The sequence below is a fragment of the Nocardioides panacis genome, from assembly GCF_019039255.1.
Lineage (GTDB): Bacteria > Actinomycetota > Actinomycetes > Propionibacteriales > Nocardioidaceae > Nocardioides_B > Nocardioides_B panacis.
Genome location: NZ_CP077062.1, coordinates 1790784 through 1808477 on the forward strand (window position 1 = coordinate 1790784; position 17694 = coordinate 1808477).

General features: G+C 72.6%; 17 protein-coding genes and 1 pseudogene. 11 read left to right on the forward strand and 7 right to left on the reverse strand.

Annotated features, from left to right (window positions below; all coding sequences use genetic code 11):
• The first annotated feature begins 5 nt into the window (after positions 1-5).
• The 7 genes from KRR39_RS08645 to KRR39_RS08675 all read left to right on the forward strand — a co-directional run bounded on the left by KRR39_RS08645 (position 6) and on the right by KRR39_RS08675 (position 7683).
• Positions 6-1610, forward strand: coding sequence for an amidohydrolase (locus tag KRR39_RS08645; RefSeq protein WP_216941630.1), 1605 nt, complete (start codon positions 6-8; stop codon positions 1608-1610).
• Positions 1610-3205: a lysine 5,6-aminomutase subunit alpha gene (kamD, locus tag KRR39_RS08650; protein ID WP_216941631.1), complete on the forward strand. Its 1596-nt coding sequence runs from the start codon at positions 1610-1612 to the stop codon at positions 3203-3205. Before KRR39_RS08645 ends, kamD begins: the two co-directional genes overlap by 1 nt.
• Complete coding sequence (kamE, locus tag KRR39_RS08655; protein WP_216941632.1) at positions 3205-3951, forward strand: lysine 5,6-aminomutase subunit beta; 747 nt, start codon at positions 3205-3207, stop codon at positions 3949-3951. The genes kamD and kamE overlap by 1 nt, the downstream gene beginning before the upstream one ends.
• Positions 3948-4421, forward strand: a complete 474-nt coding sequence (gene kal / locus KRR39_RS08660) for a 3-aminobutyryl-CoA ammonia lyase (protein WP_216941633.1) — start codon at positions 3948-3950, stop codon at positions 4419-4421. Before kamE ends, kal begins: the two co-directional genes overlap by 4 nt.
• A gap of 432 nt (positions 4422-4853) precedes the next feature.
• The gene (gene lnt, locus KRR39_RS08665) at positions 4854-6389 is read left to right on the forward strand and encodes an apolipoprotein N-acyltransferase (RefSeq protein WP_216941634.1); all 1536 of its coding nucleotides are present in this window, start codon (positions 4854-4856) and stop codon (positions 6387-6389) included.
• Positions 6386-7162 carry a polyprenol monophosphomannose synthase gene (locus KRR39_RS08670; protein ID WP_216941635.1) on the forward strand — a complete coding sequence of 259 codons (777 nt, stop codon included), beginning with the start codon at positions 6386-6388 and terminating at the stop codon, positions 7160-7162. The genes lnt and KRR39_RS08670 overlap by 4 nt, the downstream gene beginning before the upstream one ends.
• 23 nt (positions 7163-7185) lie before the next feature.
• Positions 7186-7683 (forward strand): FxsA family protein, encoded by a 498-nt coding sequence (locus KRR39_RS08675; protein WP_216941636.1) that lies wholly within the window; start codon positions 7186-7188, stop codon positions 7681-7683.
• Positions 7684-7701: 18 nt separating this feature from the next.
• On the opposite strand, the gene KRR39_RS08680 is transcribed toward KRR39_RS08675, so the two are convergent.
• The 4 genes and pseudogenes from KRR39_RS08680 to KRR39_RS08690 form a co-directional block, all read right to left on the reverse strand.
• On the reverse strand, positions 7702-8085 hold the full coding sequence (locus KRR39_RS08680; protein ID WP_216941637.1) for an RNA polymerase-binding protein RbpA: 384 nt from the start codon (positions 8083-8085) through the stop codon (positions 7702-7704).
• Positions 8086-8359: 274 nt separating this feature from the next.
• Complete coding sequence (locus tag KRR39_RS24605; RefSeq protein WP_254185614.1) at positions 8360-8719, reverse strand: MFS transporter; 360 nt, start codon at positions 8717-8719, stop codon at positions 8360-8362.
• A gap of 70 nt (positions 8720-8789) precedes the next feature.
• A pseudogene (locus KRR39_RS08685) lies at positions 8790-9746 on the reverse strand (MFS transporter); the annotation flags it as partial.
• Positions 9743-10492, reverse strand: a complete 750-nt coding sequence (locus KRR39_RS08690; protein WP_436972052.1) for a glycerophosphodiester phosphodiesterase family protein — start codon at positions 10490-10492, stop codon at positions 9743-9745. The pseudogene KRR39_RS08685 and the gene KRR39_RS08690, both read right to left, overlap by 4 nt.
• A gap of 181 nt (positions 10493-10673) precedes the next feature.
• Here KRR39_RS08690 and KRR39_RS08695 point away from each other — a divergent pair, with 181 nt between their 5' ends.
• Positions 10674-10943: a TFIIB-type zinc ribbon-containing protein gene (locus KRR39_RS08695; RefSeq protein ID WP_216941639.1), complete on the forward strand. Its 270-nt coding sequence runs from the start codon at positions 10674-10676 to the stop codon at positions 10941-10943.
• 166 nt (positions 10944-11109) lie between these two features.
• Here the strand turns inward: KRR39_RS08695 and KRR39_RS08700 are convergent, their stop codons facing one another.
• Positions 11110-12636: a helix-turn-helix domain-containing protein gene (locus KRR39_RS08700; RefSeq protein ID WP_216941640.1), complete on the reverse strand. Its 1527-nt coding sequence runs from the start codon at positions 12634-12636 to the stop codon at positions 11110-11112.
• A gap of 124 nt (positions 12637-12760) precedes the next feature.
• Here KRR39_RS08700 and KRR39_RS08705 point away from each other — a divergent pair, with 124 nt between their 5' ends.
• A complete protein-coding gene (locus tag KRR39_RS08705) occupies positions 12761-13621 on the forward strand; it encodes a hypothetical protein (protein WP_216941641.1) in 861 nt (286 codons plus the stop codon).
• 81 nt (positions 13622-13702) lie between these two features.
• On the opposite strand, the gene KRR39_RS08710 is transcribed toward KRR39_RS08705, so the two are convergent.
• The gene (locus KRR39_RS08710) at positions 13703-14752 is read right to left on the reverse strand and encodes a hypothetical protein (protein ID WP_216941642.1); all 1050 of its coding nucleotides are present in this window, start codon (positions 14750-14752) and stop codon (positions 13703-13705) included.
• Positions 14753-14911: 159 nt separating this feature from the next.
• Positions 14912-16456, reverse strand: a complete 1545-nt coding sequence (locus KRR39_RS08715; RefSeq protein WP_216941643.1) for an alpha-amylase — start codon at positions 16454-16456, stop codon at positions 14912-14914.
• A 273-nt stretch (positions 16457-16729) separates the two neighbouring features.
• Here KRR39_RS08715 and KRR39_RS08720 point away from each other — a divergent pair, with 273 nt between their 5' ends.
• Together KRR39_RS08720 and KRR39_RS25595 are read left to right on the forward strand one after the other, a co-directional pair.
• Positions 16730-17230, forward strand: coding sequence for a phosphoribosyltransferase (locus KRR39_RS08720; protein WP_216941644.1), 501 nt, complete (start codon positions 16730-16732; stop codon positions 17228-17230).
• 11 nt (positions 17231-17241) lie between these two features.
• Positions 17242-17493, forward strand: a complete 252-nt coding sequence (locus tag KRR39_RS25595; RefSeq protein ID WP_302053585.1) for a DUF3072 domain-containing protein — start codon at positions 17242-17244, stop codon at positions 17491-17493.
• Positions 17494-17694 lie beyond the last annotated feature (201 nt).

Consider the following 17694-nt stretch of genomic DNA (forward strand, 5'->3'; position numbering starts at 1 on the left):
GGGAGGTGACTCGCATCCTGCTCCGCGGTGGCTACGTCCACACGCCCGCCGACCCGCACGCCACCGCCCTCTGCGTCGAGGACGGCACGATCGTCTGGACGGGGGACGACGACGCCTCGGTGCACTTCGCCGACAACGCCGACCGCATCGTCGAGCTCGACGGCCGGCTGGTCACCCCGGCCTTCGTCGACGCCCACGCACACCTGGCGCAGACCGGGTTCGCCGCCGTGAGCGTGGACCTCACCGGGGTCGCCAGCCTGCACGAGGCGCTGGACGCCCTCGCGGCGCACACCCGGGCCACGTCCTCCCCGGTCGTGCTCGGCCAGGGCTGGGACGAGACGCTGTGGCCCGAACAGCGACCGTTCACCCGCGAGGAGGTCGACCGGGCCACCGACGGCCGCCCCGCCTACCTCGGCCGGGTCGACGTGCACTCCGCCGTGGTCAGCACCGCCTTCCTCGACGCCTGCCCGGAGATGGTGCACGCCGAGGGGTACGACGCGAGCGGGCTCGTCTCGCGCGACGCGCACCACCTGGCCCGCGAGGGGCTGTTCCGGCTGCTGCCGCCCTCCGCGCGCGAGGACGCGATCCTGCGCGCGCTCCAGGACGCCGCCCGGCACGGCATCGGCATGGTCCACGAGCTCGGCGCCCCGCACATCTGCCCGCCCGAGGACCTCCAGATCTCGGCTGCCCTGACCGCGCGGGCGACGCTGCCCGAGGTGGTCGGCTACTGGGGCGAGCTCGGCGCCGTCGACACGGCCGTCGCCCTCGGCTGCGCGGGCAACGCCGGCGACCTGTGCATGGACGGCTCGGTCGGCTCGCGCACGTCGGCGCTGCACGCGCCGTACGCCGACGCGGAGACCTCGGGCCACCTGTACCTCGACGCCGGGCAGGTCACCGAGCACGTGGTGGCCTGCACCCGCGCCGGCCTCCAGTCCGGCTTCCACGTCATCGGCGACCGCGCCGTGGCCGAGGTGGTCGCCGGCCTCCGCGCGGCCGCCGAGCTGCTCGGCGCGCCCGCGATCGTGCAGGCCCGGCACCGGCTCGAGCACGTCGAGATGGCCAGCCCGGCGGAGATGGCGGTGCTCGGCGAGCTCGGCGTGACCGCCAGCATGCAGCCGATGTTCGACGGCTACTGGGGCGGCACCGACTCGCTGTACGCCCAGCGCCTCGGCGCCGAGCGCGCCCTGCCGATGAACGCGTTCGCCTCGATGAACCGCGCCGGCGTCGCGCTGGCCTTCGGCTCGGACACCCCGGTCACCCCGTTCGAGCCCTGGGGCGCCGTGCGCGCCGCGGCCTGGCACCACACCGACACCGAGCGGATCACCGTGCGGGCGGCGTTCAACGCGCACACCCGCGGTGGTTGGCGCGCGGCCCGGCGCGACGAGGGCGGCGTGATCGCGCTCGGCGCCCCGGCCAGCATCGCCGTGTGGGACGTGCCCGGCTCGCTGACCGTGCAGACGCCCGACTCCCGGGTCGCCGCGTGGTCCACCGACCCGCGCGCCGGCGTCCCCCAGCTGCCCGACCTGGCCCCCGACACCGAGCTGCCGGCCTGCGTGCTGACGCTGGTCGCGGGGGAGATCGCCTACGAACACGAGGGAGCACTGACCTGATGGTCTCGACAAGCTCGACCGGCCGGACCCCGAGGGGCAAGCTCGACCTCGACCCGGCCACCGTCCGCAAGGCGCGGACCCTGGCCCGGCAGGCCGGCCGTCCGATCGTGAACCTGGCCAAGAAGCACACCACCGTCTCGGTCGAGCGGGCCACCCTGCGGCTCGCCGGCCTGCAGGGCGCGGACGCCGACGGCATCCCGTGGGTGAACCGGCTGCTGGACGCCGTACGCGGGGATGTCGGGCTCGAGCACGGCATCGCGCTCCCGGTCTGGGACGCGCTGGTCCGCGGCGAGGCCGAGGACCTGTCCGTGCTGGCCCAGAAGGCGTCCGCCGGCGGCGTGCGCTTCCGGCTGCCCGAGGGCCGCGACCTGACCCGGGCCCGCACCGCCGCGGGCAAGCAGGTCGGCGCGGGCATCCGTCGCGTCGACGCGCGCCGCCGCGACCGCGACCGGATGGTCAAGAGGCACGGCGACCCGCAGCACCAGCCGTGGATCTACCTGATCGTCGCGACCGGCGACATCTACGAGGACATCCCGCAGGCCCAGCAGGCGGCCCGCGAGGGCGCCGACGTGATCGCGGTGATCCGGTCCACCGGACAGTCGCTGCTCGACTACGTCCCCGAGGGCGCGACCCGCGAGGGCTTCGCCGGCACCTACGCCACCCAGGAGAACTTCCGGCTGATGCGGGCGGCGCTCGACGAGTCGAGCAGGGAGCTCGGCCGCTACGTGCGGCTGACCAACTACGCCTCGGGGCTGTGCATGCCGGAGATCGCCGCGCTCGCCGGGCTCGAGCGGCTGGACATGATGCTCAACGACTCGATGTACGGCATCCTCTTCCGCGACATCAACCCGATCCGGACGTTCGTCGACCAGCGGTTCAGCCGCCAGGTGCACGCCCGCGCCGGCATCATCATCAACACCGGTGAGGACAACTACCTCACCACCGCCGACGCCATCGAGGCGGCCAACACGGTGACAGTGAGCCAGCTGCTCAACGAGTACTTCGCCAAGGAGGCGGGCCTCGAGGACTGGCAGCTCGGACTGGGCCACGCCTTCGAGATCAACCCCGAGGTGCCGGACAGCTTCCGGATGGAGCTCGCGCACGCCCTGCTGGCCCGCGAGCTGTTCCCGAAGGCGCCGCTCAAGTGGATGCCGCCCACCCGGCACATGACCGGCGACGTGTTCCGCGGCTACCTGCTCGACGCGTTCTTCAACCTCGCCGGGGTGCTCACCGGCCAGAGCATCCTGCTGGTCGGGATGATGACCGAGGCGGTGGTCACGCCGTGGATCTCCGACCGCGACCTGGCCCTGCAGAACGTCCGCTACGTCATGGAGGCGGCCGGCAACCTGCACGAGGACTTCGTGCCGCGCCCCGACGGCTTCATCGTCCAGCGCGCCAACGAGGTGCTCGCCGAGAGCATCGACCTGCTGGAGCGGATCCTGGCGCACGAGTCCAGGACCGGGCTGCTCGACGCGATCGCGGACGGCACGTTCGGCCTGATGAAGCGGCCCGCCGACGCCGGACGCGGGCTCGAGGGCGTGGCCCAGAAGGCACCCGGCTACTTCAACCCCGCGACCGAGATCCTGGAGGCGTGATGACCATCCTCAGGCCGTACGGCGACACCACCGGCGACGGCATGGTGCAGGTGTCCTTCACCCTCCCGATGGCCAACTCCAAGGTCGCCGAGGGCGCGGCGGCGCAGCTCGCCAACAAGATGGGCATCGAGCCGGCGCTCGTCGTGCACGCCAAGGCGATGGGCCCGGACTTCACGTTCTTCGTCGTCTACGGCCGGGTCAACCACCTGGTCGACACCTCCACGGTCGAGATCGTCGAGCGCGACTACCCGCTGATGACCCCCAAGGAGGTCAACGCGGCGATCAAGAGCGGCCTGCGGCGCCGCCTGACGGTCGTCGGGGCCTGCATCGGCAGCGACGCGCACACCGTCGGCATCGACGCGATCATGAACATCAAGGGGTTCGCCGGCGAGAAGGGCCTGGAGTACTACCGCGAGATCAAGGTGGTGAACCTCGGCGCCCAGGTGTCCGTGCCGCAGCTGGTCGCCCGGGCGCGCGAGGAGAGGGCCGACGCCATCCTCGTCTCCCAGGTGGTCACCCAGCGCGACGCGCACATCGTGAACACCAAGGAGATGTCCGCGGCGTTCCGGGAGTCCTACCCGAGCGACCGGCGGCCGCTGCTGATCGTCGGCGGCCCCCGCTTCGACGAGAAGATGGCCGGCGAGCTCGGCGTGGACCGGGTCTTCGCCCGCGGCACGACGCCGGGCGAGGTCGCCTCCTACCTCACCCACCAGCTTGTCTCGAACCGGAAGAAGGTCGGCGCATGAGTGGTCTCGACAAGCTCGACCAGCCGGGGGACAAGCTCGACCAGCCGGGGGACAAGGTCGACCGGCCGGGCACGAGGGACCGGGGGGAGATCGTGGGCACGCGGGTGACGCACCGCCGCTACGTGCCCTACTCGCACGCGCACTACGCCGGGAACCTGGTCGACGGCGCCTACTCGCTGGGCCTGTTCGGCGACGTGGCGACCGAGATGTGCATCCGCACCGACGGCGACGAGGGGCTGTTCGCGTCGTACTCCGACGTGCAGTTCCGGGCCCCGGTGCGCGCCGGCGACGTCCTGGAGATCACCGCGGAGGTGGTCACGGCGGGCCGCCGCTCGCGCACCCTGGAGCTGCAGGCCGTGGTGGTGGCCCGGGGCCGGCCGGACCGGTCGGAGTCGTCCGCGGAGCTGCTCGCCGAGCCGGTCGTCGCGACCACCGCGACGGGCGTCGTCGTGGTGCCCGCGCGCCCATGACACACCGGTCCGGCGTGTCGGCGGACGACACGCCGCGCGACGCAAAAAACACGTCCGCACGACCGGTGCAGCGGAAGGGCCGATGACCTGCGCTTTTGGGGCGAACCGCCTGGTCAGGGGGAGGTTGACACCTCCCCGGTCGGCCAGACAGTCTCTCCGGGTTCCATCGAGCAGGCCGTCGTGTCGGGCTGACGTCCAGGTGGCCGCGTGACCGGGTCGGGTACCACGAACCCGGTGCCACGCGGGTCCCGGAGGTCGGCGCGAACTCGGGGGGATGGCACACGAACAAGAGCCCGGCGCCCAGTAGACAACGGCACCGTCCTCCGCACCCAGCGGCGGCGTGGTCGGTCCGAAGGGTCCGGGCTCTTTTCGCGTCCGCCGGTAGGTTGGGCACCCGCACCAGGCGGACGGGACCACTCAGGAGGACATGCGGTGAGGCTGCTCGCCCGCAGCGTGCTGGCCGCACTGGCCGGCGTCGCCGCCGCCCTGGCCTTCGAGCCCTACCACTGGGTCCTGCTGCTGCCGCTCGCGGTCGCCGCGACCACCCTGCTCGCCGCCCGTGCGCCGCGGCCGCGCTCCGGCTTCTGGGTCGGCTTCGTGTTCGGTACGGCGTTCATGCTGGTGCTGCTGCCGTGGCTGCAGGTGATCGGCGTCTACGCGTGGATCCCGCTGGCGGTCCTGGAGGGCCTGTTCTACGGCCTGGCCGGACTCGCCACCCGGGTCGTCGTACGCCTGCCGTGGTGGCCGCTCTGGGCCGCCACGGCCTGGGTGGCGGTCGAGGCGCTGCGGTCGGTCGTGCCGTTCGGCGGCTTCCCGTGGGGCCGGCTGTCCTTCGCCGTCGAGGACACCCCGGTCGCGGCCGCCTTCGCCTACGTCGGCGCCCCCGGCACCACGTTCCTGGTCGCCCTGCTGGGCACCACGCTGGCCTGGGCGGTGCTGCACGGCCGCCGGGCACCCGTGCGCGCCGCCGCGGCAGTGGTTGCCGCCGGGGTGCTGGCCTGCGTGGCCTCGCTGCTGCCCTGGCAGCCGCCGGCTGACGCGCCGCGGGCCACCGTGGCCGCCGTGCAGGGCAACGTGCCGGGGGAGGGCCTGGACGCGTTCTCCGAGCGCCGTGCGGTCCTCGACAACCACGTCGACGCCACCTTCGGGCTGGCGGCCCGGGTGGACGCCGGCACGGCGCCGCGCCCGGACCTCGTGGTGTGGCCGGAGAACTCCTCCGACATCGACCCCTACGCCGACCCGAGCGCGGCCGCGGCGATCGGCGGGGCCGCCCGCGCGGTCGGCGCGCCGCTGCTGATGGGCGCCGTGGTGGGGGACCGGGTCGACCAGGGCTGGTTCAACCGGGCCATCGTCTGGTCGGCCGACGGCACGCCGGGCCGGTACTACGACAAGACCCACCCGGTGCCGTTCGGCGAGTACATCCCGCTCCGGTCCGTGCTCGCCCCGCGCGTCCCGGCGCTGAACCAGATCCCCAACGACATGGTCCGCGGCACCCGGCCCGGCGTGCTGGGGGTCGGACCCGCCACGGTCGGCGTGCTGATGTGCTTCGAGGTCGCGTACGACGGGCTGCTGCACAGCCTGGTCGACGACGGCGCGAACGTCGTCGTGGTGCCGACCAACAACGCGACGTACACCGGGACCGGCCAGATCGAGCAGCAGTTCGCGATGTCCCGGCTGCGCGCGATCGAGACGGGTCGCTGGGTCGTGGTGGCCTCCACGAACGGCATCTCCGGGATCGTCGCCCCCGACGGCCACGTCGTCGAGCGGGCGCCGTCGAGGCAGCGCGCGGTGCTCGAGCACCAGGTGGGCCTGGTCAGCGCGCGGACCCCGGCCGTGGTGCTGGGTCCGTGGCCCGAGCTCCTGCTGTCCGGGCTCGCGGCGGTCACGGTCCTGCTCGGTCTGCTCGTGGGCTATCGTCGTCGGCCGCGCCACAGCCACGACCACGACCACGGGGGAACGCACCGATGAGCACGCACGACGCCGGGGCCCTCGGCCGCGTCCTGATGGTCGTCCCGACCTACAACGAGTGCGACAACGTCGAGTGGATCGTGCGCCGGGTCCGGGTCGCGAACCCGGACGTCGACGTGCTGGTCGTGGACGACGGCTCGCCGGACGGCACCGGCGAGCTGGCCGACGCGCTGGCCGCCGCCGACCCGCACGTCACGGTGCTGCACCGCACCGAGAAGGCCGGCCTCGGCGCGGCGTACCTGCACGGCTTCCGGGTCGCGCTCGACCGCGGCTACGACGTGGTGGGGGAGATGGACGCCGACGGGTCCCACCAGCCCGAGCAGCTCCCGGCCCTGCTGGACGCGTTGCGCGACGCCGACCTGGTGATCGGCTCGCGCTGGGTCCCCGGCGGCCGGGTGGTGAACTGGCCGCTGTCGCGCAAGCTGCTGTCGGTCGGCGGCAACCTCTACGCCCGCCTGCTGCTCGGCATCCCGCTGCGCGACGTGACGGCCGGCTACCGCGTCTTCCGGCGGACGACCCTGGAGTCGATCGACCTGGCCAGCGTCGAGTCGGCCGGGTACATCTTCCAGACCGACCTGGCGTTCCGCACGCTGCGCGCCGGTCTCCGGGTCGTCGAGGTGCCGATCGAGTTCGTCGAGCGGGTCCGCGGCGAGTCCAAGATGACCCGGGACGTGGCCACCGAGTCGCTGCGCCGGATCACCGCCTGGGGCCTGCGGGAGCGCGGTCGTCAGGTCCGCGACGTATTCTCGAGGGCACGACGCGGCCGCAGGTAGGCCGCCGGTCCCGAGGAGCGGCGATGAGGCGATGGGTCCCCTGGTGGGTGCTGGCGCTGCTGTTCGTGGTGCTGCCGGTGCTGGAGATCTACGTGCTGATCCAGGTCGGCCAGGTGATCGGCGCGTGGTGGACGGTGCTGCTGCTGATCGCCGACGGCTTCCTGGGCAGCTGGCTGATCAAGCACGAGGGCACCCGCGCCTGGGGTGCGCTCCAGGAGGCCCTCCAGCAGCACCGGATGCCCGCCCGCGAGCTCGCCGACGGCGCGCTGATCCTGGTGGGCGGCACGCTGCTGCTGACCCCGGGCTTCCTCTCCGACGTCGTCGGGTTCTTCTGCATCCTGCCGGTCACCCGGCCGCTGGCCCGTGCGGCGCTCACCCGGTTCCTGACCCGCAAGTTCCTGTCCGGGCCGGGTGCTCCCGGCTTCGGGCGCCCCGGGTCGGCCACGGTCGGGGGAGACGGGGCCCGGACGCGACAACGCCCCGGACCAGATGGTGTGGTCCAGGGCGAGGTCGTCGACTGACTGTCCTCGAGGTCGAGGTCAGGCCGACTTGGCCTTCTTCTTCGACGGCCGGTGCAGGTGCGCCGGGCCGATCTCGCCGCCGCGGAGCAGCTCGAGGCGCTCGGTGAGGATCTCCTCGAGCTCCTTGATGGAGCGACGCTCGAGCAGCATGTCCCAGTGCGTGCGGACCGGCTTCTCGACCTTGGCCTCCTTGGTCAGGCCGTCGCGGTTCAGGGCCTCGGCACCGCAGCGCGGGCACTCCCACACCGCCGGGACGTCGGCCTCGACCGACATCGGGACCTCGAACTCGTGCCCCTGCGGGCACGCGTAGCCGACGTTCTGGCGGGCAGCGAACTCGATCCCGCGCTCGTCCTCGAAGCTCTGGCCCCCAAGGCGGGCGCCGCGCAAAGTGCGCTCTCCCATGAGCCACCTCCTGGTTTGTGTTTCCCCGTGTGTACGCCGTGCGGCACGAACCAGCCGCCCCGACGCCTTCCACCCCTCCCAACGAACCAGGTGCGGAGGAGATTCCCTCCGCTCCCTCGGTGTGACGGGTGCCGTGCTCTGGGTTCAGTTACCCAAACCGGGCCACGCCACACGCGGGGAACGCGTGACGACCAGCATACCGGCGCCCCGGACCGCTCCCGCGCCGGAAACCGCCGCCAGCTGGTCCAGCCCGCGGCCGGTCCCCGCCCGGCGCCTAGACGACCGACGGCAGGGCGTTGCCGGCCTCGCGGATGCCGCGCTTCGGGTCCAGCCGGAGCAGGAAGAACGCGCCCAGCACGAAGAACACGACCAGCGCGACGATCGCCGGGCGGTAGGACCCGCTGAGCTGGAACACCAGGCCGAACAGGAACGTCCCGAACCACGACGTCCCGCGCTCGCAGGCGTTGTAGAGCGCGAAGTACTCGCCCTCGCGCCCGCGCGGGATCAGCAGGCTGAAGAACGACCGGGAGAGCGCCTGGGTGCCGCCGAGCACGATCGCGATGGCCACGCCCAGGGTCAGGAACAGCGCGACGTTCTTCTCGGGGAGGAACATCGCCAGCACCACGATCACCATCCAGGCGTAGGTGCCCCCCCAGGATCGACCGGTAGGACCCGTAGCGCGCCGCGAGCCGTCCGAACAGCAGCGCCCCGCCGTACGCCACGAACTGGATCAGCAGGATCGTGGCGATCAGCACCGACTGCCCGAAGCCGAGCTGCTTGGAGCCGTACGTCGAGGCGACGCCGATCACCGTCTGGATGCCGTCGTTGTAGAACAGGAACGCGAGCAGGAAGGTCAGCGTCATCGGGTAGCCGCGCATCTCCCGCAGCGTGGTGAACAGCTGGCCGAAGGAGCGCTGCAGGAGGCCGCCGGACTCGGCGACCACGTGGTGCGGCGGGTGGTCGCGCAGCCGGAGCACCGGGATCAGCGTGAAGCCGGCCCACCACACGGCCGCGGACAGCAGGGAGAGCCGCACGGCCAGCTCCTGGGACAGGCCGAGCGCGTCGTGGCCGAGGAACATCACCAGGTTGACCAGGAGCAGCAGCCCGCCGCCGAGGTAGCCCCACGCCCAGCCCCGCGAGGAGACCCGGTCGCGCTCCTCCTCGGTGGCGATGTCCACCAGGATCGCGTAGTAGCTGACCAGCGAGCAGCCGCCGAGCACGCTGCTCAGCACGATCGACACGGCGCCGATCTGCCAGTGGTCGCCCTGCATGAAGAACAGCAGCGCGGTGAAGAAGGAGGCGGCCCAGGCGAACCCGGCCATGTGCAGCTTCTTGCGCCCGGACCGGTCCACGAAGGCGCCGACGACCGGCAGCAGGAACGCGCTGGCGATGGTCGCGAAGCTGGTCAGGTAGAACGGCAGCGAGCCGGCGGCCAGGTGCAGCCCGAGCACGCTGACGGTCTTGGAACAGGTCTCGTCCGGGTCGACGCAGCCGGCGGCGCGGCCCGCGACGGTGATCATGTACGGCGCGAACATCACGCTGAGCACGGTCGTGTAGTACGCCGAGTTGGCCCAGTCGTACCAGTTCCACGCCTTCTGCTGGCGCTGGCGGGCCAGCGGCTCGAGGTTCGCGATCCCGCCCGGGCTGGTCACGTCGGTCATGGTGTCCCCCTCCACAGCCCGCGGTCCACCAGGACCTCGCGCAGCACGTCGGTCCGGTCGGTCATCAGTCCGTCGACCCCGAGGTCGAGCAGCTCGTGCATCTCGGCCGGGTCGTCGACGGTCCACACGTGGACCGGCCGGCCCGCCGCGTGCGCCCGCTCGACGAAGCCCTCGGTCACCAGGGTCGCGCCGCGGAGCCGGTGCGGCACCTGGAACGCGTCCCCGCGGCCGCGCAGCACCATCTCCGCGAGCAGCCGCGGGGCGAAGCGTCCGAGGCTGACGCCGAGCGGTCCGTACGACGTGGCCACCGGCCGCGACACCCGCCGGCGGAAGTCGCGCAGCCGGGTCTCGGAGAACGACCCGATGCCGACCCGGTGGTGGGCGCCGGTGCGCTCGACGAGGGCGGCCAGCACCGGCACCGCGGCGTCGGACTTGAGGTCGATGTTGAAGCAGGTGCGCGGGAACTGCTCGAGCAGGTCGGCCATCAGCGGGATCGGCTCGCGTCCGCCGATCAGGGCGTCGGCGAGGTCGACGTACGCCAGGTCGGCGATGGTCCCGGTGCTCGTGGTGACCCGGTCCAGCACCCCGTCGTGGAAGGCCAGCAGCACCCCGTCGCTGGTCAGGTGCACGTCGGTCTCGAGGTGGGTGTAGCCGAGGCCGACGGCGTGCTCGAACGCGGTCAGGGTGTTCTCCAGGCCGACCAGGTCGGGGTGGTGCGCGCCGCCGCGGTGCGCGAACGCGAGCACGCCGCCGCTGTCCCGACCGGCGTCGAGATACGGGAACCCGGTGTGCGGTCGCGTCACGCGAGCAGTATCCACGTCCATGCGACCACGATGGCCGCGAATCGCGGCCGCGCGCATCCGCGTTCGTACTCAGGGCAGCGTGGCGGGGGAGCGCCCCGAGCCGGTCGGGAGTACCGTCGGCCCCATGTCCCAGGACGCCGAGATGACCTGCCCTCAGTGCCAGTCCCCGATGTCCGCGCGCACGCTCGGCGACGTCACGGTCCACCAGTGCACGTCGTGCGAGGGGGTCTTCCTCGAGCGCGCCGACCTCGGCAACCTGATCGAGGCCGAGAACGACTGGCACCGCGACAGCGGCCCCAAGACGATGCCGCTGCCGCGGATCACCGCCGACATGACCGTGCCGCCGCCCAGCCGCCCGGTGACCCGCGCCTACATCGAGTCGCTCTTCACCTGACCCGGCGACTCTGGCGGCCACAGGCACGCCGACCCGGCGACTCTGGCGGTTCGCGCGCGCTGACCCGGCGTGTCTGGCGGTTCGCGCGCGCCGACCCGGCGACTCTGGCGGTTCGTCGCCGCCAAAGGCGCCGGGTCGGCCGCTTTTCCCCGCCGAAGTCGCCGGGTCAGATGTCGCGGAAGGTCTCGATGCTCGCGCCGAGGGCGTTGAGCCGGGTCGCGAGGTCCTCGTAGCCGCGGTTGATCACGTAGACCGACCGGAGCACCGAGGTGCCCTTCGAGGCCAGCATCGCCAGCAGGATCACGACCGCGGGACGCAGCGCCGGCGGGCAGATCATCTCGGTGCCCCGCCAGCGCGTCGGGCCCTCGATCATCACCCGGTGCGGGTCGAGCAGCTTGACCGAGGCGCCCAGCTTGGTGAGCTCGGTGAGGTAGATCGCGCGGTTCTCGTAGACCCAGTCGTGCAGCAGCGTCTGGCCCTCGGCCACCGCGGCGATCACCGCGAAGAACGGCAGGTTGTCGATGTTGAGGCCCGGGAACGGCATCGGGTGGATCTTGTCGATGGGGGAGTGCAGCTCGGAGTGCCGGGTGGTGATGTCCACCAGCCGGGTGTGCTGGTTCGCTGCGACGTACTCCTCGCTGCGCTCGTAGCGCAGGCCCATCTCCTCGAGCAGCGCGAGCTCGATCTCGAGGAACTCGATCGGCACCCGGCGGATGGTGATCTCCGAGTCGGTGACGATCGCGGCGGCGAGCAGCGACATCGCCTCGATCGGGTCCTCGGACGGCGCGTAGTCGACGTCGACGTCGATCTCCGGGGTGCCGTGCACGGTCAGCGTCGTGGTGCCGACGCCGTCGATGCGCACGCCGAGCTTCTCCAGGAAGAAGCAGAGGTCCTGGACCATGTAGTTCGGGCTGGCGTTGCGGATCACGGTGACGCCGTCGTGGCGGGCCGCGGCCATCAGGGCGTTCTCGGTGACGGTGTCGCCGCGCTCGGTCAGCACGATCGGCCGGGACGGGGAGATCGCCCGGTTGACGGTGACGTGGTAGCTGCCCTCGGTGGCCTTGACCTCCAGGCCGAAGGGCCGCAGCGCCGCCATGTGCGGCTCGACGGTCCGCGTGCCCAGGTCGCAGCCGCCGGCGTAGGGCAGCTCGTAGACGTCCTGGCGGTGCATCAGCGGGCCGAGGAACATGATGATCGAACGGGTACGACGGGCCGCCTCCTCGTCGATGCGGTCCAGGTCGAGGTCGGCCGGCGGGATGATCTCGAGGTCGTTGTCGTCGTTGAGCCAGCGGGTCTGCACGCCCATGCTGGCGAGCACCTCGAGGAGCCGGTTGACCTCCTCGATGCGCGCGACCTTGAGCAGCGTCGTACGCCCGCGGTTGAGCAGCGAGGCGCAGAGCAGTGCGACGCCGGCGTTCTTGGAGGACTTCACGTCGATCGACCCGGAGAGCGTGGTGGGGCCGGTGACCCGCAGGTGCGTCGGGCCGGCGCCGAGCGAGACGATCTCGGAGTCGAGGGCCTCGCCGATGCGGGCGAGCATCTCCAGGGAGAGGTTCTGGTGACCGCGCTCGATGCGGTTGACGGCGCTCTGGCTGGTGGACAGCGTGTCGGCGAGCTGCTGCTGGGTCCAGCCGCGGTGCTTGCGGGCGTCGCGGATGAGGTTGCCGATCCGGGCGAGGTAGTCATCGGTCATGCGGCGGACTTTATCTCACATGTGAGATACGCAAAACCACCGATACCGCGTGTCGCGCGACGGACCTCTCCGGCCTCCGATGGTGCCATGGACAGCGGGGGAGCCGGGTGCCAGGGTTCGACTGATGTCCCGCCTCCGCGCCGCCGCCCTCGCCGCTGCGGCCCTGCCCCTGGCCGTGCTCGCCGGCTGCTCGGCCGACCGGCCGCCCGCGACGCCGGCCACCTCGACCGCGCCCCTGCACCTGGACGCCTCGGTCGCCCAGTTCCGCTTCGACGAGGGCACCCGCAACCTCAAGGCCGGCGTCACCAACGACAGCGACCACGACATCCGGGTCAGCCGGGCCACGATCTCCTGGGACGGCTTCGCGTTCCCCACCGTCCCGATCCCCGACGACGCCGTGCACCCGGGGCAGACGGCCGCCTTCACGATCGCGTACGGCGCGGCGCGGTGCAGCCGGCCACCGGCCACCGACCCGGTGCTGGTCGCGGTCGTCGACGGCCGGACCACCCGGCTGCCGCTGCGCGTCGAGGACCCGGGGCTGCTCGACCGGTTGCACGCCAAGGCCTGCGCGGCCCAGGTGCTCGACCGGGCCGCGTCGGTGCACCTGCGGCTGGCGACGTACACCGAGAGGCTGCGCGGGGAGGAGTACCTGCCCGGCCGGCTGGTGATCCGGCACCGTCCCGGGGCGACCGACCGGGTGCGGCTGGTCGACCTCGGCGGGAGCGTGCTGCTCGACCTCGTGCCGCGGGCCGGGCGCCGCGCGCTGCCGGGGGAGCTCGCTCCGGACGCCGACGTGCTGGCGTTCCCGGTGCTGATGGGATCCGCGCACCGCTGCGACGCGCACGCGCTCGGGCAGAGCTCGCAGACGTTCCTGATCAGCGCCTACGTGCGGCTGGGCAGCGGACCGGTGCAGCGGGTGGTCCTGCCGCTGTCGACCGCGGAGCGCGGCCGGCTGACCGGGATCCTCGACCGCGACTGCCACTGAGCACCAGAGTCGCCGGGTCGGCGGGCTTTCCGCCGCCAGAGTCGCCGGGTCGGCAGGCTCTGCGCCGCCAGAGTCGCCGGGTCAGCGGCGGCCGTCGGTGACGCAGCCCTCGACGAGACCGACCCGGTTGAGGCCGGACAGGTCGCCGGCGCCCCAGCTCGTGTCCACCGCGGCGTTCGGGATGATCTCGCTCATCTTCTGGTTCCCGTCGGTGACGGCGCCGAGGCCGAGGGACGCGGCGAGCTCGTGCATCAGGCTCCAGCTGCGCAGCTCCAGCGCGCCGCTGGTCGGGTCCGGGGCGGCGTCGAGGACGACGCCGGCGCGGGTGATCCGCCGGACCGGACCCTGGGCGTCGTGGGCGGTGCGGGTGGCCAGGATGCCGCTCTGGGAGTAGATCGCGAAGCGCGGGTCCCCGCCGAGCTCGTAGAACGTCTGGGTGGCGTCCGGCTTCGCCCAGGCCACCACGATCGTGCTGTCGGTCGGCCAGGGGGTGGGGGCCGCGCCGCGGGGGCGCGGGAACGCGGTGGTGTAGCCGAGGTTGCGGAACGTGATGCCGGTGGCCTCGCCGAGCCGCTTGAACGCGGCGGTGACCATCGCCGAGGAGGCCGCGCCCGAGGTCGGCACGCCGGGGTTGATCCGGTAGGTGACCGGGGCGCAGGGGTTGACCCGGGTCTCCTGCCCCGCCACCGCCGGCTTCCAGGAGTAGCGCGAGGGGGCCGGGGCGGAGGCCGGGGTCACCGTGAACGTGCGCGGCTTGGTGACGACCGCCTGGGCGCGGCCGGTGGCGGGGGAGCGCAGCTGCACCGGGCGGGAGTAGTAGTAGCTCGTGGGCAGCGTGACGGAGAACTTCCCCGACGCCGTCGACCGGGTCGAGCCGGCCAGCCGCCAGCCGGACTTCAAGGAGACGTACACGCTGACCTTGCGGGCCTCGAGCCGCTTGCTGGTGACCGTGCCGTGCACGGTCGCCGTCTGGCCCAGCGTCGCCGTGGCGGCCGGCCAGGTGGCGGTGACCCGGCTGACGGTCTTCTTGCCGGCGCCGTCGGCGGCGGGCGTGAGGACCAGCAGGGTGGCGGCGGCGGTTGCGACCGCGACGAGGGCACCGACGACGGCGCCCGGCCTGGATGCGTGCATGTCTCCCCCAAGAGGATCGAGCCCACCACGACCCGCGCGGCGAGGATTCTTTACCTTATCCGGGCAGCACCCGCCTCCGTCGTACAAACGGGGCAACTCGTCGGGCCGGCCGCCCCGTCCCGGATCGGACGGAGGCGGCCGGCCCGCGCGGGTCGGGGGCTAGCGGCGGCTGGCGGCCAGCACCGCGACCGTGCCCTTGGCCGGCACGGTCACCCGGGCGACGCCGCTGCCGTTGACGGCGACCACGGTGCCCGAGCAGCTGCGGCCGCCGGTGACCACGTCGCAGTAGCGGCCGCGGGCCAGGCCCGTCTGCACGCGCACCGTCCTGGCGACGGTGTTGTTGTTCATCGCCACCCAGCCGCGGTCGCCGCGGCTGAAGGCGATCACGTTCGCGCCGTCGTCCCACCAGTGCGCCTGCGGGGCCGCGCCCACCCCGTTGTGCCACCGGACCAGCGCGGTCACGCCGCGGTCGCGGTGCGCGCAGGTCCAGCCGGAGCCGCAGGCCGCGTCGGTGATCATCCCGTCGGGGGTGGCCGGCGGCGAGTCGTCGGCGGTGGTGAAGCTGAAGGCGGAGTACACCTGCGGACGGCCGTAGCCGGCGGCCAGGAGGTACTGCGTCGCGAGCCGGTTGGTGGCGCCGTCCTTGTAGCTCAACGCGTCGCCGTTGCGCTCGGTGTCGTGGTTCTGCACGAACGACAGCGTGCGGCGGCTCGGGGTCAGGCCGGAGTCCTCACCGAAGTCCCGCAGCGTGGCGATGCTGCCGGCGGCATCGGTGGGGTAGCTCTTGAACGCGCTCTTGAGCTGCTTGACGCCGTCGAGGCCGAGGACCACGCCACTGCGCACGAACGCGTCGGGGGCCAGCCGGCCCGGGCCGCCACCGAAGACCTCGAGCGCCCAGTAGGGACGGGTGCCGTCCTTCGTGTCGTGCAGCCGCGCGTAGATCGCGTCCAGGTCGGCCTGCCCGACGTGCTTGGCCGCGTCCACCCGGAAGCCGGAGACGCCGTAGCCGAGGAGCTTGTTGAGGTACGCCGCCACCCGGGACCGTACGACGCTGGTGTCGGTGCGCAGGTCCGCGAGGCCGACGAGCTCGCAGTTGAACACCTGCTGCAGGTTGTTGAAGTCCTCGATGCCGCCGGACGCCGACGGGCAGTCGCCGGAGTACTTGTGGAAGTTGCCCTGCCCGTAGAGCCCGGCGTAGTCGTAGCGGGCGTACTTCACGCCGCCGTAGGACGTGTCGCCCTGCCCGGTCATGTGGTTGACCACCGCGTCGACGTACACCTTCACGCCGGCCCTGCGGCAGGTCGACACCATGGACCTGAACTGCGCCTCGTTGCCCATCCGGCTGGTCAGCGCGTAGTCGACGGCCTGGTAGACCTCCCACCACGGGTGCAGGATCGTGTCGCTGCCGTCGCCGAGCCGCTGTCGCTTGACCGAGTCCTGCGGCGGCGCGACCTGCACGCCGCCGTACCCCTTCGGGCCGAGCTGGGTGGTGCACTCGCGGGCCACCGAGGGCCAGTTCCACTCCCAGAGGTTGGCGATCACGTCACGCCCGCCGACCGGGTTGGACGGGGCGGCCCGGACCGCGGGCGCGGCCTCGGCGGCGACGGGCGTGCTGACGCCGACGCAGGCGGCGAGCAGACCGGAGACGGTCAGGGCGGCGAACCGCCGGCGCCCGCGCAGGGGCGACGTACGTGGATGCGTCATGATCAGAGGGCTCCCGAGATCGTTGGACTTCAGCGCGAACCCCCATTCGTAGTGACCCCGGTCACACCACGTCAAGGCGGCGCGCGGTGAGCCCGCAGCCGGGCCTCGCCGGCAGGAGGACCTCACCGTGCTGGTCGACGGCCACCCCGCCGGGGTGCGCGAGGTCGAGGGCGACGACTGGTCGCGCCGGGCCGCGCCGCGGCGTGTTACGTCTGCGTCAACTCTGGCCCGGCACTCTCGCACCGGCGTCCGGGGGCGGTCGATACTCGCGGCATGACTGAGCGCGAGACGCTGACCTGGGAGCTGTACGGCGAGGCCTCGGCCGCCCTGGGACGGCAGGTGGCCGACAGCGGGTTCGTGCCGGACATCGTGCTCGGCATCGCGCGCGGGGGACTGGTGCCGGCCGCGACCCTGGCCTACGCGCTGGAGTGCAAGAACCTCTTCTCGATGAACGTGGAGTTCTACACCGGGGTGGGCACCACCCTCGACGCGCCGGTGATGCTCCCGCCGCTGCTGGACACCGCGGACCTGGTCGACATGGCGGTGCTCGTCGTCGACGACGTCGCGGACAGCGGGAAGACCCTCGAGCTGGTCCGGGACTTCTGCCGCGGTCACGTCGCCACCGTGCGGTCCGCGGTGCTCTACGAGAAGCCGAGGACCATCGTGGAGGCCGACTACGTGTGGCGGCGCACCGACCGGTGGATCGAGTTCCCTGGTCGTCGTGAAGCAGGGGTTTGGCCCGGGCCGCAGCGGGTAACCGCCGTGCATGACTGAATCGAACACGCATTCGAACGACCAGGCTCCCGTCGAGGAGCAGCCGATGCTGGGCGCCCCGCAGAGCGGGACGGGGGGGCACCACCGAGAAGGACCCCGACGACTGGGTGACCGGCGACGAGCCGATGACCGGGGCGCAGCGCAGCTACCTGGACACCCTGGCGCGGGACGCGGGGGAGCAGCTCACGCCCGACCTGACCAAGGCGGAAGCCTCGGAGCACATCGAGCGCCTGCAGGCGAAAACGGGACGCGGCACTTCCTGACGAGGCGTACGACCCTCGGTTTCGTCCCGCCTGCCGGGACGCCGAACTGATCCGGTGGCGGGTTCCCGCCAACCGGCGCGGTCCTGCGGACGCAGCGGCCCTCCCTCGGCGACAGTTCTCCTGCGTGCCGGGCACGACAGGCCGCGTACGGGGGACGAGGTCTGTCGGTCCGGCCGCACGCGTCCCTCCAGGGCGTCCGCG